The following is a 22,457-nucleotide window of genomic DNA, read 5'->3' as shown; positions in this document are numbered from 1 at the left end:
TGAGGACCGGCCCCGGCGTTCGAAGGTCCTTCCGCCGGAGGTGACAGGAAGGTTCCCACGCTCACTTCGTCCCGGCTCGGTGGCTTGTTCGGAAACGAAGAAGGGAACCTTCCTGTCGGCGGGTGACAGGAAGGTTCCCTTGCTGCGGTCGACTACGGGGCCGGGGTACCGGGTAATGGGGCTACCGGTAGACCTTCGTGGATCTTGGTCATGGCGTCGAACCAGGTTCTGGCGGGCACCTTGCCGCCGTAGATGTTGCCGCCGCTCTTCCCGCACAGGAATGGTGGCGCGTCACCGCCGCCATCGCAGATGCCCTCGGGGCTGTTGCCGTCGGCGTAGGTCAGGACCGCACCTGCCATCTGCGGAGTGGCGGCGAGGAACCCGGCCGATTTGTGCTCCTGGGTGGTCCCGGTCTTGCCGATCATGGGCCGGTTCCAGCCGACCGCCTGCGCTGCGGCGCGGGAGGTGCCGTCGGTGTCGTCCTTGCTCAATCCCTGGGCGAGGGTGGCGGCGACCTGCGGGGAGATCACCTGTTCGCAGGGCACCTCGTTGAGCGGAACCGGATTGCCGTGCCGATCCGTCACCTCTTCGATCGGTGTCGGCGGGCAGTACACGCCGTCGCTCATGATCGTTGCGGCGACGTTGGACAGTTCAAGCACGCTGGTCGGGGTATAGCCGAGGGTGAACGCGCCCCGGTTGCCTTTCTTGATCGCATCCGCCTGGGACGGCCCGTTCGAACCGTCGGGCTTCAGGGTTTGACCGCTGGAGTTGACCCGGTTCATGCCGGTCCGCAAGCCCATTCGCGAGGCCATATCGACGACGTTGTTGAGGCCGACCCGCTCCTGCAACGCCACGAATGCCGTGTTCGGCGAGGTGGCCAATGCCATCTGCAACGTCCGCGGCCCGGGCTGCACACCGTCGGCGTTCCCAACGGTGTACGGCGCGGACCCGTTCTTGTACACGCGCGAGGTGTAAGACGGTGGCACGTCTATCGTGTCGAAGATGCTCATACCTTGCTCGATCGCGACCCCAGCGGTGAACACCTTGTAGATCGAGCCAGCGCCGAATGGCTGCACCCTGCTGACGATGTCATACGCCGTCTGGCCTTTGCTCGCGTCGTTGCCGTAGTCGCGGTTGGCGACCAGTGCCCGGACCTTGTGCTTGTCCTTGCCGGGTTCGACCATCGCCATGGCGTTGGCGATGCCTTCGGTCTGGGTCGGCACCTGGGCTTCGGCAGCGGCTTTGGCCGCGTTGGTGGCCTTGCGGTCGAGTGTGGTGCGAACGGTGTAGCCACCGCTCTTCAGCTTGTCGACGTCGATGCCGAGCCGGTCGAGGTAGTCCACGACGTAGTTGCAGAAGAAGCCATCGGTGGTGCCGTCCCCGACGCCGACGCAGCCGTTCGGTGGACGTCCGAGCGGCGAGAGCACACCCAGCGGTTCCCGCTTTGCGAGGTCGGCGTCTTCCTTCGTGATGCGGATGTTGTTGTTCGGATCCGTCATCAGGTCGATCACGAGGTTGCGCCGCTGCAACGCGTCTTGCGGATTGCTGTTGGGGTTCAGCGAACCCGGCTGGTTGACGATCGCGGCGAGCAGTGCTGACTGGGCAATGGTCAGCTTGTCGGGTGTGGTGCCGAAATAGGTCTGGGCGGCTGCACCGACGCCGAACGTCTGGTTGCCGAAGGGCACCACGTTGAGGTATCCGGTGAGGATCTCCTCCTTGGACATGGTGCGTTCCAGTTCGACGGCGATCTTCGCCTCGCGGAGCTTTCGGGCGACCGTCGTCTCCTTGGCCTTCTCGGCCTCCACCTCATTGCTCGCCGCCACGTGCACGAGGTAGTTCTTCACGTATTGCTGGGTGATCGTTGATGCGCCCTGCGCCGCCTCACCGCTGCTGAGGTTGGTCGCCAGCGCACGCATGGTGCCGTGCCAGTCGACGCCGCCGTGATCCCAGAACCGCTTGTCCTCGACCGCGGTGATCGCGGCTTTCATGGTGTCGGCGATCTGCCCGGGTGGCGTTTCGATGCGGTAGTCCTTGAAGAAGTACGCGATCGGTTTGCCGTCTTTGTCCGTGACCGTGGACACCTGCGGCATATCCCGCCTAGCCAACGAACTAGACATTTTCGACATGGCGTCGGTCGTCTGGTTGACCATTGCCCCCGCGCCGGTCGCCATCGGGAGCAGCAATGCCGCCACGAGGACGCCAGCCAGGACGCACAGCCCGAACATTTTCAACAGCACGCCGCCGCGCACGCCAGCCCCAATCATCAAGTATCCGCACGACTTGACCACCGGCCGCAGGTCGCAGTGCCCACCCAAGACCTGTCTTACCGATCCGCCGACCGGCCAGAGAGCATCCCGTCGACACCCGCTTTCGCGGAACCAGTCGACACCTGCTTCTCTTTGGTGTCAGTCAATTCGTTGATATCACATCCGCTGGTCCACACGACATTGAGCCATACGGCCGAGCCCTGGTCGACTACCTCCACGGATACGGACTTGATCACTACACTTGGTGACCAACCGGAGTCGATCACGTGGAGGGGATATGACCGACCCGTTCCTGGATTCGCTAGCCACCGCACTCGCCGGGCAGGTCGCCACCGCGCTCGGCGCAGCCGGAGGCCAGGCGCTGACGAAAGTCCGCGAGCTCCTGCGTCGGAGGTCGCAGAACGATCCCGAGACGCGGGCCGCGCTCGAAGCCGCGGAACAGCCGTCCGCGGAACAGCCGCAGATCACCGCGCTGGCCGAACGGCTGGATCAGGTCTGCGCGCAGGATCCGGCGTTCGCCGAGCAGCTGCGCATCGAGGGCGCGGAGGTGTACAAAGCGATCTCGGCGGCCGATGACAGCGTGGTGAATGTCAACCACGGCCAGGTCAACAACCTGATTCAGGCGCGCGAGATCAAGGGCGACATCACGTTCAGCTAGCGCGCTGATCCTTCGCGTTGAGCTCGGCCAGGTACTGGTTGTAGGCGGCGAGCTCGGGATCGTCTTCGGCGTCGACCGGTGGTGCTGGTGGTGGCACCAGCGGCCGCGTCCGACGTGCGGGGGTCGTGGGCTCGTCGCTGACCTGCGCCGCAACCGCGTCCCCGGAGACGGTCCCGGCGGTGGTCTCGGGTTCGGTCTCGTCCTCGTGCCGGTGCACGTCCATGCGCATCAGCCGGATCCACAGGAAAATCGTGAACACGCCGAACAGCGGCCACTGCAGGGCGTAGCCGAGGTTCTGGAAGCTTCCCCCAGCTTCATGCGCGCGGTCCCACTGCCACACGGCCAGAAAGCCGGTGGCGACCGTGGCCACGACGAACAGCACATGCAGAAGCAGCCAACGCGGGGTCAACAGGCTGCGGAACACACCCCGGATTCTAGGTGGTCGCGAGCCGACGGATCGGCCCACCTTCGTCACGGACCGCTCACCCCCGCACTCGCCTCGTCATTCGCTCCTTTCGAACATCAACTGCCACTTGTGTTCAAACACACACCAAAAATCTCAGCTGACGCTCTGGCGAGAAGAAACCCAGGTATCGCGCCCGCCCCAGAAGCCCTGCCCCGAGTGACACCCCCGCCAGTTCGAGCGGCGAGTGACAGGAAGGTTCCCATGCTGCGGTCATCCGGCGAGTGCGCTTGGTGTCGGGTGGGGTGACAGGAAGGTTCCCTTGCTCTCAGTTGTGATGGGGGCCGCGGGCTGCGGCGAGTGGAATGCAGAGGGTCATGAGGACGGCCGCGACAGCGAAGGTCGTCGGGTAGCCCGACAGCGTGATCAGGACGCCGAAGCCGATTGAGCCGAGGCCGTTGCCCGCGTCGTAAGCGACGTTCCAGGCTGTGCTGGCCGGGCCAGATTCGGTGCGTTCGAACATCACGACCAGGGTGATGTTCTGCACGGCACCGAACCCGACCCCGAAAACAATCGCACCCAGCAGAGCCAGCGGGTCCACTCCCCAGGCCGCACCCGCCAACAGCCCCACGCCCAGCCCGGTCAGCACCACGGAGGGAACGAGCACCCAGCGTTGATCGAAGCGATCCCCCAGCTGTCCGGCGCTCCAGCGGCCGAGCACGGTGGATGCGCCGTAAGCCATCAGCGCCGCCGGGGCCACTGAGCCAGCGACGGCCAACGGCAGGAACGCGACGAGACCACCCGCCGCGACAGCCGCGGCGGTCATGACCGTCCAGGGCGGTAGCAGGGCGACGGGGAACGCTGGCGTGCCGGACCGCTCGGTGGCCCGAGCCCGCACCTGCGCCATGCCCAGCACTGCTGCGGCCGCGACCACTGGCAATGCGCCGGCGATCCAGAACAGCGGGGCGAACCCGATCCGCTGGGTCAACCACACCCCGGCTGGTAGGAACAGGACGTTCGGCAGGCCGACCGACAGCCCGTAAAGGCCAGCCGCCCGCCCGCGCTGCCCGGCGGGCACCAGCTCAGCGACCAAAGCACTGCCAGCCACGGTGAGCAGGCCGAAGCCGACGCCACGCAGGCCGGACACACCGACCAGCAGCCACAGGTCGCTGGACAGCACGAACAACGGCGTCGGCAAGCCGATCAGGACCGTGCCCAGCCCGAAGGCGAGGCGGTGGTCGATCCGCTTGAGCAGCCACGGCATGCCCAGTTGGGTGAGCACTGTGATGAGCATGAAGACCGAGTTCGTCGCACCAGCCGCGACCTCACCCGCGCCTCCCGTGACCGCCCACAAGGGGACGACCGGCAGCAGCAGTCCGTAACTGGCGAAACCACCGACGGTCGCCACCAGCAACAACCGAAAAGACAGGAGCCGCAAGGGCGTCCTGTCCTTGGCAGACGGTTCGACCGGGACGCGCACCAGTTCTTGATAGGCCTCCGCCTGCCATCTGTCCATCCGGCTTTGAAAGACCGAGATGTCCACTCCTGGCCGATTGTGGCTTTAGTCAAGATCGGCTTGGCTTAGGCCGTCACCGCAACGGCAAGGAGGTCTGCATGCACCGGATGCGAGCACTGGCACTGGCGACTGTGGTCGTGGGATCGGCGTTCGTTCCCGCAGCGGCCACCGCACCGTCGATATTGGCCGCCCCGCCGCCGTGCAGCGAGGAGCCGCGCGAGAATCCGATCACGGAGTTCACCAGCTACGACGAAATCCTGGTCGAGCTCGATCGGATCGAGCGGGTGAGCGCGGGCCGGGTCGCGGTGGAAACCGTCGGCGAGTCCAACCAGGGCCGTGACATGCTGCTCGCGCGCGTCGGCACCGGTCCGAAGGTGGTGCTCATCACCGGCGAGATCCACGGCAATGAGAAGACCGGCCCGGATGCGGTGCTGGACCTGCTCGACTACCTGGGCACCTCGGATTCCGGTCGGGCCGTGCAGATCCGCGAGCAGCTTACCGTGGTGGCGATGCCGAAGATCAACCCAGATGGTGCGGCGCTGGACCGACGCGGCAACGATATGACGTGGCAGGAGGTGCAGGCTCGCTTTCCGCAGTTGGCGACCGCGCAACCGGCGTGGAACTACTACACCGACCAGCGGCAGGGCGACGATTACTCCCAGCGGCCTGGTTTCGACGTCAACCGCGACTACAACCCGAATCTCGACTACCAGCCGCAGCCGCAGGACTTTCCCGGCACCAGTGACCAGCCGGGTTGGTTCATCAGCCCGGAGACCCAGACGGTGCGCGACGTGTACCGCTCGTTGCAGGCGGAATTCGGCGCGGTCGACACCTACATCGATCTGCACCACCAGGGCGCCTGCTACACGGTTCCGGGCACCGACCGGTACGTGACCATGAGCCTGTCCGGCAAGTTCGTCGCCGACCCTGCTTCTCCGGCTGGCGCCGCCTACGGCGGGTTCGCCGACACCTTCCGACCGGAGTACTCCAAGCAGTTGAACGTGGCCGCGTACAACGCGTTGCAGGCCGCAGCCAACCAGAACCCGGACTTCGGCAACATCACGCTTTACCCGCAGGACATCAACCTGCCGGGCACCGGCCTCGGTTCGTTCCAGCTCAACGGCAGCGGGGCGGTGTTGTTCGAGGTCCGCGGCCAGACGCAAACCCTTGGTGAGCAGTATCGGGAGATGCTGACGCGAACGGTCTACATCGGACTTGATGGGATTCTCTCGTCGGTCGCCAGTGGCCAGGTCAACCAGCTCGACCCTGCCGCCTACGACCGGATTCCACTGACCGAGCGCGGCGCGCAGACCATGAACACGATCACCGACATCGAATCCTGATCGACCCCGGTCAGCCACCAGCAGCCCAAGCCCGGCACGAGGCCCGCGCTTCTCGACGGATGACAGGAAGGTTCCCATGCTGCGGGAACGGGGCGCCCCGGTTCGGGCACGAGTGACAGAAAGGTTCCCTTGCTCCCGAACCGTGGCGTCGACGGTGGTGGTGGGGTGACAGGAAGGTTCCCTTGCTTCGGGCGTGCGCCAGTGCTCTGGGTGGTGGGGCTTGGGGCACCGGCTTCGTTTGGGCAGGTGCTGGCACCGGGGCGAACGTGGGCGGGTCGCCGGGCATCGCATCTCGTCCGGCAGTGGTCACCACCGCGCATCTGGCGGGCGATCCGCTCCTGCGCTGAACCGATTGCGGGCTGGGGCTAGACCGACGCGGCTGCGTCGCGACGACGGTGATGTTCGCGTGGCTGAGGATCACGTTGCCCGAAAGTGAATGATCGGCACGCGACAAAAGGCGGCCGTCGTAGCGACCGTCGCGCCGCCGCATCGGAACGTCCCGTGGCGAATCAAGGACGCCCGGACGTCGAGCGGCGCGTATTGCGGGTCAGTTCGCGAGTTCGTCGAGTGCCGCTTGGGCGGCCGCGAGCTCCGCGCGGAGCTGTTCGACGCGGGCTTGCTGCTGCTCGCGGGCGGCATCGATCAGTGGCTCCACCGCCGCCGCGACTTCGTCGTGCAGCGCTTTCGCCGCCTGCGCGACCGCGTTCGCCGGTACCGGCGTCGGGCGCACCACCCGCTTCTTGCCGGTGCTGACCTCGACGCTCCACTGGCCGTCCTGATCCGCCGTCAGCGTCACCGTCGCTCCGCCGACCGGTTTCGGCTGGCGCGGTTTGCGCCGCGCCGCCGCGCTCTCGGCCGACTTCGCCGAGGCCGACGCGGCTGGAGCCGGGGTCGCGGCCGCAGCGGCCCGCGGCTTCGCCGGGGCTGCTGGTTTCGCCGGAGCAGGGGCGGCTGGGGGCGGGGCCGCAGCCTTGGCCGGTGGTTGGTCGGGTACTGCGCGCTTTCGGGGCGGTTTGACCCGGGTGACTTCTGCGGCGGAGAAGGACAGCACGTCCTTGGAACCGGCCGGACGGACCTGGATGAAGTCGCCTTCGGCCGGTTCGCCGAGCGCGACGACCTTGCCGGAGCGGCCTTCCTGGACGCCCACGGCGGAGCCGGTGAACCACACGGTCGGCGTGGTTCCGGCGGTCAGTTCCTCGCGGATTTCGCGCAGTTCGTCGGACGACAGCGGTGACATCGCCACCCCTTGCTCAAGGGTGAGCCCCGGTGGGGCTGTTAGACAGTGACCACCACACTATATCGAACGCCCGTGCGAAGCTTCAACGGGATTGCCCAGCGGTGATCTCGTAGTCGGCTGGGTCCGCTTTTCTGGTGCGCAGCCAGTACTTCCAGGTGAAGCCGGGCCAGATGGTGCGGTTGATGCCGTTCTCGTCGAGGTACCAGCTTCGGCAGCCACCGGCCGACCAGACCGCGCCGGTGAGTTCCGACTGGATCTCGGCGTTGAAGGAGTCCTGCACCGATTGCCGCACGTCGAGTTGACCCACGTCGTCGCGGCAGATCGGCCGCAGGCAGCTGAGCACGTAGTTGATCTGCGATTCGATCATGAACACCACGGAGTTGTGGCCGAGTCCGGTGTTGGGTCCCAGCAGGAAGAACAGGTTCGGGAAACCGGCCACGGTGATGCCGAGGTACGCCTCCATCCCGTTGCGCCAGGCGTCCTGCAGCTTGCGGCCGTCGCGGCCGATGATGTTCAGGTGGTCGAACGCATCGGTGACGTGGAAGCCGGTGCCGTAGATGATGGCGTCCACCGGGCGTTCCTGGCCGTCGCCGGTGACCACCGATCGGCGCCGGACCTCGGCCACCCCGCTGGTCACGAGGTCCACATTGGGCTTGGTCAGCGCCGGGTAGTAGTCGCTGGAGAGCAGGATCCGCTTGCAACCCATGGCGTAATCGGGTGTCACCGCCGCGCGCAGCTTCGGATCCCCGATGCTCTCGCGGATGTGGCGCTTGGACATCCGCTCGGCGAACTTGCCGAGGCGGCGGTTGAACACCGCGAAGTAGCGCGCCTCCAGGAGCCAGTACACGGCCGCGCGCGCGGCTCGTTGCAGCATCGGCAGCCTGCGGAACCAGCGTTGCACGGAGTGCGGGATGGGCTGATCCGGTTTCGGCTGGATCCACGGCGGGGTGCGCTGGAACAGGTGCAACTGGGCGACCTGCTCGGCGATGCGCGGCACGAACTGGATGGCGCTGGCTCCGGTGCCGATCACCGCGACCCGCTTGTCGGCCAGGTCGAAGTCGTGGTTCCAGTCCGCGGAGTGGAACACCTCGCCTTCGAAGTTTTCCACGCCGGGCAGTTCCGGGTAGCTCGGGAGGTGCAGGGCGCCGACACCGGAGACCAGCGCGCGCCCCACGTATTCGGTTCCGTCCGTTGTGGACACCCGCCAGGTGCTGGCGTGCTCGTCGTACTCGGCGCCGGTGAACTCCACGCCGTGGTGGATGTGCTCGCGCACCCGGTACTTGTCCGCGCAGTGCCGCAGGTAGTCGGCGATCTCGCCCTGCTCGGCGAACATCCGGGACCAGGAGGGGTTCTGCTCGAACGAGAAGGAGTACATCAGCGACGGCACGTCGCAGGCGCAGCCCGGATAGGTGTTGTCCCGCCATGTTCCGCCGAGGTCCGCGGACTTCTCCAGCAGGATGAAGTCGTCGATTCCGGCCTGTTTGAGCCGGATCGCCATCCCGAGCCCGGCGAACCCGGTCCCGACGATGACCACTGATGTCTGGTATCTGCGCTGGTCCGAACTTTGCCGCTGCACCATCAGGCCCTCCTCGGACACCGGCACGACTAACTACCCGACGGTAGCCTACTATCGGTAGGTTACTTGCGGTAGGGTATCCGGCATGCAGATGGGGCAGGCGCCGACCAGCGGACGCAAGCGGATGTCCCGAGTCGAGCGGGAACAGCAGATCCTGGCCGTCGCCGAGCGGGTGTTCGCCGCCGACGGCTACCAGGTGGCCTCGATGGACGACATCGCGGCGCGAGTCGGCCTGTCCAAACCGATGCTTTACGAGTACTTCGGTTCGAAGGAAGGACTGCTGCTCGCCTGCCTGCAGCGCTCCAAACGCGAACTGCTGGCGGCCACCACGGTGGCCGCCGCCGGTGCCAGCACTCCTGAGCAGCTGCTGCACGATTGCCTGCTGGCGTTCTTCAAGTTCGGGGACGAGCACGCCCAGGCGTGGGCGCTGCTGCGCAACGAGGCCGCCGTGCCGAGCGCTTCGGTGAACTCCGAGCTGGAGGCGATCCGCATGCAGCAGATGGAGTTCACCGCCGGGCTGTTGAAGACCGCGCGTCCCGAACTCGATCCGGCGCGGTTGGAGGCGTTCGCGGAGGCGATCATCGGCGCGTGCGAGCGGCTCGCGGTGTGGCGGGAGCGCCGCCCGGAGGTCACCCCGGAAATGGCCACCGGACACCTGATGGCCCTGTTCGGTCCCAGCCTCGCGCGGGATCTCTAGCGTTTTCAACGAAATCGCCGCAGCTCGATGTCGGCGAACCGAGCTTGATTCACTCGTTCAGGTGGTACCCGGATCTTCGGGGTCAAGATCGTTGGCACGTCCTCCGATACCGAGGCAGCCGTGCCAACACGCCAGACCCAAGGAGAACAAATCTTGCGCCCCTGGACCACGCGCACAGTACAGGCAGCCGTTGTGGCCGCGGGGTTCGCCGCAGTCGGGACCGGTGCCGCCGCTGCTGCGGACAACACCGACATCCCGAAGCCGGACCTGTCGTCCGTGCCGGACAACATCGAGATTTTCGCCCCGATGAACGCCTGCCAGATGCAGGACGGACCCGGTTACGGCTCGACCAAGGCTCCGTGCGCGGACACCCAACTGCACGCGAACACCCCTAACCTGATCAAGAAGGTGGGCGCCGACATCACCACTACCGGCCACGGGGTGGCCGGTGAGCTGCGGGACGGCCGTCCGCTGCTCGCCCCCGGCAAGCCGAACCAAGTGCTCGACCACGTCTTCGCCCAGACCACCCGCGTCGCGAAGATGACCAAGACCCGCCCGACCGTCGGCGGCTCGGTGACTCCCGACCACCTCGGCGTGCTCACCGAACGCATGCCGAGCGCCGCGCTGCTCGACACCGAGGTCGGGCCGCTCAAGCCCGGCCACCAGGGCACGTCGGCGCTGGACACCGCGGTCGATCTGACGGCCGCGCAGGGCTACGAGGCGGAGCCGCTGACCAATCCCGTCGGCATGGTCACCCCGGTGCTGCAGAACAACCCGCTGGAGACCTCCGGCGAGCCGGTGACCTTGCCCCAGCCGGAGAAGGTCCTCCCGCTTGCCGACAAGCTCCCGGTCGTGTCCCAGTTGGACAAGGGGGCGGGCGCGGCGACGCGGGACGTCACCAAGCAGCTCACCGGCCTGCTGGGGCGGGCTTCGACGCACCAGATCACCGGGCAGCTGCCGGTGGTCGACAGCGTCACGGGAGTTCTGCCGCTGCGCTGAACGATCGGATCAAGTGGTCCCGGAACCAGCTCCGGGACCACTTTTCTTTGCCGTACAACTATTCCACAACAGTACACAGTAGACTCATAATCCCTTGGTGCGAATTTGATCGGAACTGCCGGGCAGAATTCGCCTTGCTCGCCGGGGCGTGGCGCACACTCTGCCGCGCGGGCCGATGCGCGGGGCGTGTTCCGTCGATTCCTCGGCGCCGCAAGGGATGAACCTGCGAATCAGTCACCTTGAGGAGAAGCCACAGTGCGTACCGGTGCACGTATTGCGAGTGTTGCCGCAGTTGCCGCCGCCATGCTGGCCGTCGCGTCTCCGGCCTTCGCCGACAGCGCGGACAACGACGGCATCAACGCCTTGGAGGACAACAACCTGAGCGTCATCCCGGTGCAGGCGTGCGGCAACAACGTCGCCGTCCTCGCCATCGTGCTCCCGATCCTGTCGCCGCAGGCCGATAAGTGCGTGAACGCGCCGATCGTCGACCACCCGAGCGCTGGCTGAGCACGACGAGTCGGAAAAGGCACCGGGCCAGCGTCTTTCCATTGCCGGGTCAGCGGATCGCCTGCAACGCGGTGTCCAGCTGCGCGAGCGCATCGGCGATCCAGGGCAGCGCGGTCGGATCGTCGCTGCGCAGGGCCCGCCAGCGCTGCTCGTCGGTGGTGCCGTAGAGCAGGCTGGTGGCGGCCCGAAACCGCAATCCTGCTGGGTCGTCGCCGAAGGCGGTGCCGGAGAGCACCCCGATCCCGTGCCGGTCGAGGAGGTGTTCGGCGAGGCTGTCGGCATCGCGAACGCCGTGTCCGGCCAGCACCGGCCGCAGCGGCTCGAAGTCCGGGTAGAGGTAGAACGCCGCCCGCGGTTTCCGGCACCGGGCCCCGGCCGCCGTGAACCGCTCGTGCACCGCCTTGGCGACGCGTTCGTGCAGCGTGCGACCAGCGGCGATGTGTGCGGTGGTTTCCGCGGGTTCGTCCAGGACGTGTGCGGCGACGTCCTGCATCGGTGCGGCGAGGCTGGACCAGATTTCGCTGGCGACGCCGACGACGTCGCGTTGCACCAGCCTGCCCAGTTCGCTGTCCGGGAAGCGGGCGAATCCGATTCGCCAGCCACCCAGCGCCATGCTCTTCGACAGCCCGGCGGTGGCGAAGCACCGGTCCGGCAGCACGGCCGCCGGGCTGCACACCCGCGATGCGTAGGCGAGATCTCGGTAGATCTCATCCGAGATGATCGCGAGGTCGTGCTCCGAGGCGACCGCGCAGACCCGCCTCACCAGGTCCGGGCCCGCGAGGGTGCCGGTCGGATTGTCCGGCAACGTGACCACGAGCACGCCTGGCCGGTGTCCGGCGGCGCGGGCTTCGCGGAGTTCGCGGTCGAGTTCGTCCGGGTCCGGCACACCGCCCGCCTCCGGTGGCACCGGCACGCCGATGACGTGCTTCCTGGCCAGCGCCGCTTGCGCGGCATAGGTGACCCACGACGGCTGCGGCAGCACGACGTCACCGGGCAGCGCGTTGATCAGCGCGTACAGCAAGGCTTTGCTGCCGGGCGCGACGATGATCTCCTCCGGCCCGGTCGGCAGGCCCCGGCGCGTGAAGTACCCGGCGGCGGCTCGGCGGACCTTCGGTGTTCCCGCCACCGGTCCGTACGCGTTCAGCGGGCTGGCGGCGGCCAGCACCGCCGCCAAATCCGGCGGAACCGGTAGCCCCGCTTCACCGAACCCCAGGTGCACGACCCGCTGTCCCGCAGCCTGCTTGGCCTGCAGCCGCTCGTTTATGGCGAGTGTCGCGGAGTGGGCAACCACGGTCGATCTCCGTTCTCGTCCGGGTTCTTGGCGTCGATCTCCATGCGCCGCGAGTGCTGGTCGCCGTTGTTGGCGGCCCGATCAGGACTGCCCAGTGGGCTCGCGGCGAACGCTATCGGGCCTGGAAAGCCCGCACCAGCGGCTCCGCGTCCGGTTCGACGCGAGGCGGTTCCCGGCTGGCTGCCCAGAGCAGCCAGCCGAGTTCCCGTCGGCACACCGATCACACCGCCCCGACATCTCGTGCCCGCCCCCAGCGGCTTGCCGCGGCACCGGTCTCATCGGCGACCCGGCGGCACCGCTGGCGTTCCGCGTCTACCCCGCGTCACGCCGCCGTGGTGGCGACGATCTCCGCATCGGGCTCGCCGAGGTCGAACGGCTCGCCAGCAGCGGCGCGGCGAACCAGCGAAGCCGGTGGCTCGAACCGCGATCCGTAACGCTGGGCCAATTCCCGTGCGCGTGCCACGAATCCGGCCAGCCCGCCCGGGTAGCCGTTCATGTACTGCACGACACCGCCGGTCCAGGCGGGGAATCCGATGCCGAGGATCGAGCCGATGTTGGCGTCGGGCACCGAACGCAGCACGCCTTCGTCCAGGCATTTGACGGTTTCCAAGGCCTCGACGAACAGCAGGCGTTCCTTGAGGTCGGTCAGGTCCACCTCGGCCGGATCGCGGTCGGCTGCACCGAAGTGCTCGGCCAATCCCGGCCACAGACCAGCCCGTTTGCCGTCGACGTAGTCGTAGAAGCCCGCGCCGCTGGAGCGACCCTTTCGGTCGAACTCGTCGACCATGCGGTCGAGCACCTGCTCGGCGGGGTGCGGGGTCCACGTGCCCCCGGCGGCTTCGACGGCGCGCTTGGTCTCGTCGCGGATCTTGCGCGGCAGGGTCAGGGTCAGCTCGTCGAACAGTTGTAGGACGGGCGCCGGGAACCCGGCCTGCGCGGAGGCCTGCTCGATTGATGCCGGGTGGACGCCTTCGGCGAGCATCGACACGCCCTCGTTGACGAAGGTGCCGATGACCCGGCTGGTGAAGAAGCCGCGGCTGTCGTTGACCACGATGGGTGTCTTGTTGATCTGCCGCACCACGTCGAACGCGCGCGCCAACGCCCGGTCGCTGGTGTGCTCACCGCAGATGATCTCCACCAGCGGCATCTTGTCGACCGGGGAGAAGAAGTGCAGGCCGATGAAGTCCTCGCGGCGGCGCACACCGTCTGCGAGACCGGTGATCGGCAGCGTGGAGGTGTTGGATGCGATCAGCGCGTCACCGTCGACGACGTCCTGCACTTCGGCGTAAACCTGCTTCTTGATCTTCGGGTCTTCGAAGACGGCCTCGATGACCAGGTCGCAGTCGGCGAGTGCCGTGAGCTGGTCGGTGGGCGTGATCCGGCCGAGCAACTCGTCGGCCTCGGCCTGCGTCGAGCGGCCCTTGGCGACGGCCTTCTCCAGCAGTTTCGCCGAATAGGCCTTGCCCTTCTCGGCCGCCGCGAGGGAAATGTCCTTGAGCACGACCCGCATCCCCGCTTTGGCGCACACGTAGGCGATGCCCGCACCCATCATGCCGCCGCCGAGCACCGCGACCTTTTTCGCCTGCCACCCGGGCTCCCCACCTGGTCGGCTGCCTCCGGTGTTGATGTGCTGCAGGTCGAAGAAGAACGCCTTGCTCATGTTCTTGGCGGTCTGGCCGCAGACGAGTTCCACGAAGTAGCGGCCTTCGATGGTGAGTGCGGTGTCGAAGTCGACCTGCGCGCCTTCCACCGCGGCGGCCAGGATGTTGCGCGGCGCGGGCAGCGGGGCGCCTTTGAGTTGTTTGCGCAGGTTTGCCGGGAAGGCCGGGAGGTTGGCGGCGAACTTCGGATTCGACGGCGTGCCACCGGGAATCTTGTGGCCGGGGCGGTCCCAGGGCTGCGTCGCCTCGGGGTTGGCCTTGATCCACTCCTTGGCGCAGGCCATCAGCTGCTCGGGCGAGTCGACGAGTTCGTCGATGATGCCGATCTCCGCTGCCTTCGCCGGACGCAGCCGCTGGCCTTGCAGCAGGACGCCCAGCAGCGCGTCGGCGATGCCCAGCAGCCGGACCGTGCGGACCACCCCGCCAGCGCCGGGCAGCAGACCGAGCGTGACCTCGGGGAATCCGAAGCGGGCGCTGGAGTTGTTCAACGCGACGCGGTGGTGGCAGGCCAGCGCGATCTCCAGGCCACCGCCGAGCGCGGTGCCGCCCAGCGCGGCGACCACCGGCACGCCGAGGGTTTCGAGGCGGCGCAGCTGCTGCTTGATGGCGGTGCTGGTCTCGGTGACCCGCTGGGCGTCGTCGGGTCGGGCGCGGATGAGATCCCGCAGGTCACCACCGGCGAAGAAGGTGTTCTTCGCGGAGGTGAGGACGACACCGGTGATGTTGTCACGCTCGGCTTCCAGGCGTTGCAGCGTTTCCGCCATGCTGCGCTGGTAGCGCTCGTTCATGGTGTTGGCCTGCTGCTGCGGGTCGTCGAGGGTCAGCACGACGATGCCGTCGGCGTCGGACTCCCAGCGGATGGTGCTCTGCTCGCTCATTTGTGATGTGTCCTTCAGCCGATCCGTTCGACAACAGTCGCGATCCCCATGCCGCCGCCGATGCACAGCGTGGCCAGGCCGTAGCGCAGGTTGCGGCGTTCCAGCTCGTCGATGAGGGTGCCCAGGATCATCGCCCCGGTGGCGCCCAGCGGGTGGCCCATCGCGATGGCCCCGCCGTTGACGTTGATCTTGTCGTGCCCGACGCCGAATTCCTTCATGAACTTCAGCGGCACCGCCGCGAAGGCCTCGTTGATCTCGATCAGGTCGATCTGGTCGATGCTCAGGTCGGCCTTGCCCAGTGCTTTGCGCACTGCCGGGCCTGGGCCGGTCAGCATGATCGTCGGGTCGGCACCGCTGAGCGCGGCGGCGACGATGCGGGCTCGGGGGCGCAGCCCGGTGCGCTCGCCGAGGGCTTCACTGCCGATCAACGCGAGTGCGGCGCCGTCGACGATGCCGGAGGAGTTCCCGGCGGTGTGCACGTGGTCGATGCGCTCCACCCAGTGGTATTTCTGCAGTGCGACGGCGTCGAATCCGCCGAGTTCGCCGATGTCGGCGAACGACGCCTTCAGCCCGCCGAGACTGTCCACTGTGGTGTTTGCCCGGATGTGCTCGTCACGGTCGAGGATGGTGATCCCGTTGCGGTCGGCCACCGGCACGACCGAGCGGGCGAATCGGCCGTCCGCCCATGCTTTGGCGGCGCGGGTCTGGGACTCGGCAGCGAAGGCGTCCACCATCTCCCGGTCGAAGCCCTCGATCGTGGCGATGAGGTCGGCGCCGATGCCCTGCGGCACGAAGGAGGTGGTGTAGTTGGTCTCGGGGTCCATCGCCCAGGCGCCGCCGTCGGAGCCCATCGGAACCCGGGACATGGACTCGACGCCCCCGGCGAGCACCGCGTCCTCCCAACCGGAGCGCACCTTCTGGGCGGCGATGTTGACCGCTTCCAGCCCTGAGGCGCAGAAGCGGTTGAGCTGCACGCCGCTGACGGTCTCAGGCAGGCCCGCCGCCAGCGCGGCGGTCTTGGCGATGTCGCTGCCCTGGTCGGCGATCGGCGATACCACGCCCAGCACGACGTCGTCGATCAGCGCCGGGTCCAGTTGTGGATGGCGCCGCTGCAGTTCCCGGATGAGGCCCACGACCAGGCTGATCGGTTTGACCCCGTGCAGCGACCCGGTTTTCTTGCCGCGACCGCGTGGCGTGCGGATCGCGTCGTAGACGAACGCCTCGGACATGTGCGGCGTGCCTCCTCGTTGCGGCGGGTGCTCCACCCAGAGTGTGACATCAAGATTGTCACAGTCAATGCGCGCTGCGCCCGCCCAACGATCGGTCCCGGCGAACCACCCGATCCAGCGCCCCGTCGGACTGCTGACGTGAGCAAGGGAACCTTCCTGTCACGAAGCGACGCCTCCCGCCTTCACCACCGCGGCTGCTGGCCACGCACAAGAGAAGAAACATCGGCTCGCACCGACTCTGGAGTGACAGGAAGGTTCCCTTCCTCTGCATGTGCGGCGGATCGCCAAGCCAGCTGAAAGAAATTACCAAAAGGGACTATCGGGAAATTCCTCCACAGTCGGTCGATCGAGTAGTGCCCCAAAGGGAACTTTTCCGGCGTCGGGGCGACAGAAAGGTTCCCTTGCTCGATCCCGAAGCCCCCACACGGCCCCGCTGGCGGCTAATGTCGGCGGAGAATGTGAGCGAATGGTCGCATCTTCACCGTTGGTGATGGTCGTGCGCAGGAGGTGACGGAGATGGCGAATCGGGCACCGCAGCGTCGCAGGCAGGCTCGGGGGGAACGGCGCATCGAGCTGTTGCTGGATGCCGCCGCCGAGGTGTTCGGCGAGGTCGGCTACGCCGCCGCGACCACGAACGCGATCGCGGCTCGCGCCGAGTCCTCCCCCGGTTCGCTCTACCAGTTCTTCCCGAACAAGGAAGAGGTCGCCCACGCGCTCGCCGAGCGGTACCTGCGACAACTGCAGGACGCGCACCGCGCCGCCTTCGCGGCGCAGAACGCCAACCTCCCGCTGCCCGAGCTGATCGACGCGATGATCGACCCGATGATCGACTTCAACCTGTCGAACCCGGGCTTTCATGCGCTGTTCAACACCCCGGACGAGGTGGCGACAAAACCGCTGCACATCCGCGAAGCGGTGATCGACCGGATGAGCGCGATCTTCGCGGCGCGCGCCCCGGAGCTGTCGGAGGACCAGCGGGTGCGCACCGCGCGCGTGCTGGTCGGGGTCTTCCGCGGTGTGCTGCCGTTGATCATCGTGTCGGTGGGTGAGCAGCGATCCGCTGTCCTCGACGAGCTCAAGCAGATCTTCCACGACTACATGGCGCGCCGGGTCGGCTGAACCCTCCGGAGCTCGCCGGTTCGCAGCCCCGGCGAGCTTCGGCTAACGGCCAGCCACGGGCGACGCCTCGGTGAGCGCGGCGCGCAGGATCTTTCCGGCGTGGGCCAGCCGGTCGGGTTCGTGGCTGTCGCCTGCCAGGTTGACGATCACACCGTCTAGTCCCAGCTCGATCAGTCCCTGGATCTGTTCGCCCACCGAATCGGCGTCGCCGACGATCATCCGGCTGGTCAGCGCCGCGGGCAGCCCTCGTCCGGAGGTCGCGCCGAGCCGCTGCCGGGCCAGCAGGGCGTCCCGCTTGGCCGTTGCCTCCTCCATCGTCGCGCCGAGGAACACCAGCGCGAGCACGTTCTTGTTGATCGTGGCGTAATCCCGTCCCGCTGCGGCGCACTTCTCGCGCAACACCGCCAGTTTCCGGGGAATGTCGGGGAAGCCGCAGTTGAGGTTGAAGATGTCGGCGTATTTGGCCGCCAGTGGGATCGTTCGGCGTTCACCGGCACCGCCGATGAGGATCGGCGGCACGTGCACCGGCTGCGGCTCGTTGACCGCGTCGTTCACGGCGTAGTGCTCGCCGCGGAAGGTCGTCGATCCGCCAGCGAACATCGATCGGCAGATCTGCAGCGCCTCGTCGAGCCAGTCGAAGCGCTCCCGCACGCTCGGGAAGGTGTACCCGTACCTGCGGTGTTCCTCTTCGAACCAGGCGGCGCCGATACCCAACACCGCACGACCACCGGATATGACGTCCAGTGCGGTCACGGTTTTCGCCAGCCTCGCCGGGTTGTGGTAGGTCACGCCGGTGACGAGGGTGCCGAGCCGGATGCGCTCCGTGCTCGCCGCGATGGCCCCGAGCAGCGTGTACGGCTCAAGCATCGGTTCGTCGGGTGCGCCTTGTAGGGGCAGTTGCATGAGGTGGTCCATCACCGCGAACAGGTCGAAGCCTGCTTCTTCCGCGGTGCGAGCGGTCGCCGCGATTCGATCGAAGAGCTTCGCGGGCGAGGTGCCGGGATAGCTGAAGCTGGTCAGCTGCAAGCCCAGTCTCATGTGGTTTTCCTCCGCGCCTCGGAAAGGATGTAGTCGGCCAGTTCCTGCAGCCCGGGGCGCAGGACTCGGTCCGGGATCCGGACACCGAATCGGTGTTCGGCCTCGGCGAGGATCTGCGCGAGGGAAAGCTCGTCCAGGCCGAGATCCGTGGTCAGGCACGCGTTGGTGGCGAGTGCCTGGGTCGGTAGGTCGGTGAGTTCGACGACCATTTTCTTGAGTTCGTCCAGAACGTTCTCGCTGCTGCGCACTTCGGTCCCCTGCGGTTCGTCGTGCTGCTTCACCGTCCGATGTGGTTGGTCGCCGGGCCTGCGTGCGCGACGACTCCATCGGGGCGTATTACGGCCAGTGCGGGTTCGGTGATGCCGAGCATTCGATGTGCCGCCGCGTCCGCGTCGAACAGTTCCGCCGCTGATTCGGGCGGCGAGACGCGCAGGATCGCGACGTCCACATCCGTGCCCAGTTTCGCGGCCCATTCCGCCGCGAGTTTGGTGGCGCCCTCCCGCACCGCGGGCAGCATGTCCGAGGATCGCCGGTCGGCGGCGCAGCCCAGGACGACAGCGGAGCCGGTGAGCGCGTCGTGCAGCCATTTGCCGTCGCCCAGCGGCACGTCCGGCAGTCGGGTTCCTGGTTTGAGCACGCCGATTCCGGTCTCGTCGCCCGGGTAGGCGAGTTCCAGTTGCGCCATGCGTTGCGGCATGGCCCGGTCGAGCAGGCCTGTTCGGGAGGCGACCGCGAGCGCACCGTCGCGGACCCGGCGCCGCCAACCGGTCATCATCCACATCTTCGTCTGCCGGTCGGTATCGGCGACGACCCGCTGGGCCACGTAGCGACGTTCAGCTGCCCACGCCTGCACGCCCGCGATACCGGCTGAGCCCGGTTCGGCCGACGCGAGCCGCCAGCCCAGCGACTGGGCGTCCTCGATGCCGGTGTTCATCCCCTGGCCACCTGCTGGGCTGTGCACGTGCGCGGCATCGCCCGCCAGCAGCACCCGGCCGACTTGGAACCGCTGCGCGACGCGGCGGTTCACCTGGAAGCTCCCGGTCTGCTGGTCGCCGAGCATTCGCACCGGAACCGGGCAGCGCTGCGTTGCGGCCTCCTGCACCACGGCGTCCAGGTTGGACAGATCGGCTCCCGGCGGCATGCTCACGAACACCCGATATAGCCCGCCGGGCAGCCCGACCACGACCAGCACGCCGTGGGGTGTCATGAAGTAATGCGCTTCATCGTGCGCCAGGGGGGTATCGCACTCACCGTCGGAAAGCGCGAAGGTCTCCTGGTAGGACTGGCCTTCGAATTCGATGCCGAGTTGTTCCCGCGTGTGGCTGCGCGCGCCGTCGCAGCCCACCACCCAGGCGAATTCCGCGTCGGAGTCTCCGGAGGCGTCTACCAGTCCGGTGTGCACGCTGTCGGGTTCCGGGCGCACCTCGTTCATCCGAACGCCGTATTCGATCTTGCCGCCACGCTGTTCGAAGCAGCGTCGCAGCACTGCTTCGGTGTCTTTTTGCGGAAATGACAACGGAGTTCGGTAGCGGGTACCGGTGAGTCGGTCCAATCGCAACCGGGCGACGCGGCGCCCGCCGGTGTAGTAGTTGGCCGCTTTGAGCGCAAGGGCGCGATCGACGATCTCGTCGGCGGCACCGCAGCGCCGCAGGGCTTCCAGAGCTCGCGGCCAGAGCACGATCGCCCGCGAATGCGGATGGGGGCGCTCGCCGCGGTCGATCACGCGCACCGGATGTCCTCGGCCGATGAGCTCGGTGGCCACGGTGAGCCCGGTTGGCCCGGCGCCGACGACCAGCGTGCCGCCAGATTCGATGTTCACGCGCAGCCTCCTGCAGAACTCGTCTAATACTCCATTTGTCGCACGGAATGAGGATCCGATCGCGCAGGACGGCGACATTGACGCACCGCGAGACGGTGATTCGCGTGCGCCACCATTCTCACGACCCGGATTCCGGGCCGGAATACTACTTAGGTGACATCACTCTTACCTGCACAATTGTACAGCCGAAAGTTTCGGCGCAGCTAAGCCTGATATTTGAGTGATGTGGATCACAACAAGTTGCAAGTGATTGCTCACATTGAGCTAATGTCGGCTCGCGATCCGACCAGCAAACCGTAACTTTACCCGCCATTAGCTACCGGGCGATTCCGGCAGCGGGCGGCTTTCGTTCCTACCCGACGTGGCAATCCTGGGGGACGCTGTGAGAGAAGCGGGATTCGACGATTCGACCCGATTATTGCTGCGCATTGAGAACATCCTACTGCACCAAACGGTGGCACGTGCACTGCTACCTTTCGAGAATCTGGAAATAGTCGAAGACCTGGATCCGGAGACGGACTTGGGCGTTGCCGAGTGCCATCTTCCGGACATCGCACTGGTCGGCTGCACGGTGCCGTCCCGCTACCTGCTCGCGAACATCGCCCGCATCCGGCTGGCATCGCCACGCACCCGGATCATGGCGTTGGTTCCACAGGTGACCAGCGAATTGACCAGCAGCTTGCGCGCCGTCGGAGTCGCCGAGCTGACTGATTCCAACAGCACGCTGGACGAGTTGCTCGGCTGCCTGCGCCGAACCCGACGAGCCCCGTCGCCGGGGCAACTCGACACGGCCCAGGTCCAGGCGATCCGCGCCAGCATGCAGTGCCGCCACAAACTCTCCGCACGAGAACGCGAGATCGTGGATCTGGTCGCCCAGGCGATGAGCAACCGGCAAATCGCCAGCAAGCTGCGCATCACCGAGGGGACAGTCAAGCGTCATATGCGAAATATTTTCGCAAAACTCCGCGCCAATTCCAGAATTGATGCGGTCAACAAAGCGACGACGACCACCTGCTGCCACCTACCAGACCGCAATGAAAATCAAAGTAAAGTCTCGGTAAAATCTACCTGTCTTGGTTCTTTGTGCGACTATTTCGACTCCGATCAACGGCCGCCGCTGTCGGCTTGATCCCTGGAGGGGAAAGATGAGCACCGAAACTGTCGGATTAGCAACATCCGCAACCACCAACAGCCACACCGTCGCTCGTGAGATGGTGCACCGCTGGGCGCTCTCCGAAGTGTTCGTAACCGGAATTCAGACTACTGGACAGTACGAATTCACAGCCGACGCGCAACTGCCGCTCTACCACGCCTATTACACGGATCACGCAGCCCGCCCGGAACTCTTCGATCCGTTATTACTGCTCGAATGCAGCCGCCAGGCAGGCACCTACGGCACACACGCGGTCCTCGACGTTCCGCTCGGCGCCACACTGGTCGTCAAGTCGATGTCGATCGAGCTCACCGACCTGGACGCACTCATCATCGGCACCAGACCCGGCGAGCTGCGCACGCATGTCGTATTCACCGACGTCCAGACGCGCGGCGGGCAGGTTCGCGCGTTCTCCCTGGACATGGAGTTGACGCTGTCCGGGCACACCGTCGGCACCGCGCACTTCGACGCGAACGCGGTTTCGAAGAACGCCTTCCGCGCGCTGCGCGTGCGGCAACGCGCCAGCGAACCACCGATGTCCTCGTCACTTCCCGAAACCCCAGCCGGAGTTCCGGTCAGCCCGCACCTGTTCGGACGGAAGCTCCAGGAGAACGTGGTGCTGACCAACGCCCGCCGGGACGGCCACCGCGCGTCAGCGCAACTCGGCGTCACACCCCGCAACAGGAGCCTGTTCGACCACGAATACGACCACTACCCGGCCATGAGCCTTTTCGAAGCAGCGCGCCAGATCTCGCTGCTCGCACTGGACGACGGCACCGGCAGCGCCGCGACCCGACTGCGCTGCACGGCGTTCAGCGGCCAGTTCACGCGGTTCGCCGAGCTCGATTCACCGATCACCTTGGACGTGTCCGCACCGGCGAACGACGCGTTGGACGTGCAGTTCAGCCAAGACGGTGCGGTGATCGCCGCGATCGCGGTCGGTTTCGCCGACCTGTCCGGCATTTCGCGGCATCCAGGAGCGGCGGCGTGACCGCGCGTGCGGTGTGGACGGACTTCGGCGGCGTCCTGACGCCACCGGTCAACGAGACGTGGGCGGGGGGGGCCG

At 66.8% G+C, this 22,457-nt stretch carries 19 protein-coding genes; 8 read left to right on the top strand and 11 right to left on the bottom strand.

The window, feature by feature from the left end; genetic code table 11:
- Positions 1–152: 152 nt before the first annotated feature.
- Positions 153–2,264, bottom strand: a complete 2,112-nt coding sequence (locus ACTWQN_RS31775; RefSeq protein ID WP_443207317.1) for a transglycosylase domain-containing protein — start codon at positions 2,262–2,264, stop codon at positions 153–155.
- 280 nt (positions 2,265–2,544) lie between these two features.
- Here ACTWQN_RS31775 and ACTWQN_RS31770 point away from each other — a divergent pair, with 280 nt between their 5' ends.
- Complete coding sequence (locus tag ACTWQN_RS31770; RefSeq protein WP_443207316.1) at positions 2,545–2,925, top strand: hypothetical protein; 381 nt, start codon at positions 2,545–2,547, stop codon at positions 2,923–2,925.
- On the opposite strand, the gene ACTWQN_RS31765 is transcribed toward ACTWQN_RS31770, so the two are convergent.
- Entirely contained in the window at positions 2,918–3,349 is a 432-nt protein-coding gene (locus tag ACTWQN_RS31765) for a hypothetical protein (protein ID WP_443207315.1), read from the bottom strand. The two genes, ACTWQN_RS31770 and ACTWQN_RS31765, sit on opposite strands and share 8 nt — an antisense overlap.
- Positions 3,350–3,656: 307 nt before the next feature.
- The gene (locus ACTWQN_RS31760) at positions 3,657–4,844 is read right to left on the bottom strand and encodes an MFS transporter (protein WP_443207314.1); all 1,188 of its coding nucleotides are present in this window, start codon (positions 4,842–4,844) and stop codon (positions 3,657–3,659) included.
- 98 nt (positions 4,845–4,942) lie between these two features.
- Between ACTWQN_RS31760 and ACTWQN_RS31755 the strand changes: the two genes are divergently transcribed.
- A complete protein-coding gene (locus ACTWQN_RS31755; protein WP_443207313.1) occupies positions 4,943–6,187 on the top strand; it encodes a M14 family zinc carboxypeptidase in 1,245 nt (414 codons plus the stop codon).
- A 547-nt stretch (positions 6,188–6,734) separates the two neighbouring features.
- Here the strand turns inward: ACTWQN_RS31755 and ACTWQN_RS31750 are convergent.
- Both ACTWQN_RS31750 and ACTWQN_RS31745 read right to left on the bottom strand, forming a co-directional pair.
- Positions 6,735–7,424, bottom strand: a complete 690-nt coding sequence (locus tag ACTWQN_RS31750) for a DUF6319 family protein (protein ID WP_443207312.1) — start codon at positions 7,422–7,424, stop codon at positions 6,735–6,737.
- 82 nt (positions 7,425–7,506) lie between these two features.
- On the bottom strand, positions 7,507–9,003 hold the full coding sequence (locus tag ACTWQN_RS31745) for a flavin-containing monooxygenase (protein ID WP_443207311.1): 1,497 nt from the start codon (positions 9,001–9,003) through the stop codon (positions 7,507–7,509).
- A gap of 82 nt (positions 9,004–9,085) precedes the next feature.
- Between ACTWQN_RS31745 and ACTWQN_RS31740 the strand changes: the two genes are divergently transcribed.
- The 3 genes from ACTWQN_RS31740 to ACTWQN_RS31730 all read left to right on the top strand — a co-directional run bounded on the left by ACTWQN_RS31740 (position 9,086) and on the right by ACTWQN_RS31730 (position 11,203).
- Positions 9,086–9,697 (top strand): TetR/AcrR family transcriptional regulator, encoded by a 612-nt coding sequence (locus ACTWQN_RS31740; protein ID WP_443207310.1) that lies wholly within the window; start codon positions 9,086–9,088, stop codon positions 9,695–9,697.
- Positions 9,698–9,850: 153 nt separating this feature from the next.
- Entirely contained in the window at positions 9,851–10,696 is an 846-nt protein-coding gene (locus tag ACTWQN_RS31735; RefSeq protein ID WP_443207309.1) for a hypothetical protein, read from the top strand.
- Between the two features lie 255 nt (positions 10,697–10,951).
- Positions 10,952–11,203, top strand: coding sequence for a hypothetical protein (locus ACTWQN_RS31730; RefSeq protein ID WP_443207308.1), 252 nt, complete (start codon positions 10,952–10,954; stop codon positions 11,201–11,203).
- Between the two features lie 49 nt (positions 11,204–11,252).
- Here the strand turns inward: ACTWQN_RS31730 and ACTWQN_RS31725 are convergent, their stop codons facing one another.
- The 3 genes from ACTWQN_RS31725 to ACTWQN_RS31715 all read right to left on the bottom strand — a co-directional run bounded on the left by ACTWQN_RS31725 (position 11,253) and on the right by ACTWQN_RS31715 (position 16,262).
- Positions 11,253–12,494 (bottom strand): pyridoxal phosphate-dependent aminotransferase, encoded by a 1,242-nt coding sequence (locus ACTWQN_RS31725; RefSeq protein WP_443207307.1) that lies wholly within the window; start codon positions 12,492–12,494, stop codon positions 11,253–11,255.
- A gap of 322 nt (positions 12,495–12,816) precedes the next feature.
- On the bottom strand, positions 12,817–15,033 hold the full coding sequence (locus tag ACTWQN_RS31720; protein WP_443207306.1) for a 3-hydroxyacyl-CoA dehydrogenase NAD-binding domain-containing protein: 2,217 nt from the start codon (positions 15,031–15,033) through the stop codon (positions 12,817–12,819).
- Positions 15,034–15,047: 14 nt separating this feature from the next.
- Positions 15,048–16,262, bottom strand: coding sequence for an acetyl-CoA C-acetyltransferase (locus ACTWQN_RS31715; protein ID WP_443207305.1), 1,215 nt, complete (start codon positions 16,260–16,262; stop codon positions 15,048–15,050).
- 516 nt (positions 16,263–16,778) lie between these two features.
- Between ACTWQN_RS31715 and ACTWQN_RS31710 the strand changes: the two genes are divergently transcribed.
- On the top strand, positions 16,779–17,381 hold the full coding sequence (locus ACTWQN_RS31710) for a TetR family transcriptional regulator (RefSeq protein ID WP_443207304.1): 603 nt from the start codon (positions 16,779–16,781) through the stop codon (positions 17,379–17,381).
- 42 nt (positions 17,382–17,423) lie between these two features.
- Here the strand turns inward: ACTWQN_RS31710 and ACTWQN_RS31705 are convergent, their stop codons facing one another.
- Genes ACTWQN_RS31705 through ACTWQN_RS31695 form a run of 3 tightly spaced genes read right to left on the bottom strand, consistent with a single transcriptional unit; the run spans position 17,424 to position 20,238 of the window.
- Positions 17,424–18,419, bottom strand: a complete 996-nt coding sequence (locus tag ACTWQN_RS31705) for an LLM class F420-dependent oxidoreductase (RefSeq protein WP_443207303.1) — start codon at positions 18,417–18,419, stop codon at positions 17,424–17,426.
- Entirely contained in the window at positions 18,416–18,700 is a 285-nt protein-coding gene (locus ACTWQN_RS31700; RefSeq protein WP_443207302.1) for an acyl carrier protein, read from the bottom strand. Before ACTWQN_RS31700 ends, ACTWQN_RS31705 begins: the two co-directional genes overlap by 4 nt.
- Entirely contained in the window at positions 18,697–20,238 is a 1,542-nt protein-coding gene (locus ACTWQN_RS31695; protein WP_443207301.1) for an FAD-dependent oxidoreductase, read from the bottom strand. The genes ACTWQN_RS31700 and ACTWQN_RS31695 overlap by 4 nt, the downstream gene beginning before the upstream one ends.
- A gap of 361 nt (positions 20,239–20,599) precedes the next feature.
- Here ACTWQN_RS31695 and ACTWQN_RS31690 point away from each other — a divergent pair, with 361 nt between their 5' ends.
- Together ACTWQN_RS31690 and ACTWQN_RS31685 are read left to right on the top strand one after the other, a co-directional pair.
- Positions 20,600–21,367, top strand: a complete 768-nt coding sequence (locus tag ACTWQN_RS31690; RefSeq protein ID WP_443207300.1) for a response regulator transcription factor — start codon at positions 20,600–20,602, stop codon at positions 21,365–21,367.
- Positions 21,368–21,383: 16 nt separating this feature from the next.
- Entirely contained in the window at positions 21,384–22,382 is a 999-nt protein-coding gene (locus ACTWQN_RS31685) for a ScbA/BarX family gamma-butyrolactone biosynthesis protein (protein ID WP_443207299.1), read from the top strand.
- Positions 22,383–22,457 lie beyond the last annotated feature (75 nt).

This window comes from Saccharopolyspora antiqui (genome assembly GCF_052246905.1).
GTDB lineage: Bacteria > Actinomycetota > Actinomycetes > Mycobacteriales > Pseudonocardiaceae > Saccharopolyspora.
The sequence above is the reverse complement of the archived record's forward strand: the minus strand, read 5'-3'. Positions and strand labels throughout refer to the sequence as shown.

Coding starts and splice junctions, on each gene's coding strand:
- ACTWQN_RS31715 (WP_443207305.1), bottom strand. CDS start 16,262: ATGTCCGAGGCGTTCGTCTACGACGCGATCCGCACGCCACGCGGTCGC.
- ACTWQN_RS31745 (WP_443207311.1), bottom strand. CDS start 9,003: ATGGTGCAGCGGCAAAGTTCGGACCAGCGCAGATACCAGACATCAGTG.
- ACTWQN_RS31740 (WP_443207310.1), top strand. CDS start 9,086: ATGCAGATGGGGCAGGCGCCGACCAGCGGACGCAAGCGGATGTCCCGA.
- ACTWQN_RS31770 (WP_443207316.1), top strand. CDS start 2,545: ATGACCGACCCGTTCCTGGATTCGCTAGCCACCGCACTCGCCGGGCAG.
- ACTWQN_RS31720 (WP_443207306.1), bottom strand. CDS start 15,033: ATGAGCGAGCAGAGCACCATCCGCTGGGAGTCCGACGCCGACGGCATC.
- ACTWQN_RS31710 (WP_443207304.1), top strand. CDS start 16,779: ATGGCGAATCGGGCACCGCAGCGTCGCAGGCAGGCTCGGGGGGAACGG.
- ACTWQN_RS31750 (WP_443207312.1), bottom strand. CDS start 7,424: ATGTCACCGCTGTCGTCCGACGAACTGCGCGAAATCCGCGAGGAACTG.
- ACTWQN_RS31775 (WP_443207317.1), bottom strand. CDS start 2,264: ATGATTGGGGCTGGCGTGCGCGGCGGCGTGCTGTTGAAAATGTTCGGG.
- ACTWQN_RS31705 (WP_443207303.1), bottom strand. CDS start 18,419: ATGAGACTGGGCTTGCAGCTGACCAGCTTCAGCTATCCCGGCACCTCG.
- ACTWQN_RS31685 (WP_443207299.1), top strand. CDS start 21,384: ATGAGCACCGAAACTGTCGGATTAGCAACATCCGCAACCACCAACAGC.
- ACTWQN_RS31760 (WP_443207314.1), bottom strand. CDS start 4,844: ATGGACAGATGGCAGGCGGAGGCCTATCAAGAACTGGTGCGCGTCCCG.
- ACTWQN_RS31755 (WP_443207313.1), top strand. CDS start 4,943: ATGCACCGGATGCGAGCACTGGCACTGGCGACTGTGGTCGTGGGATCG.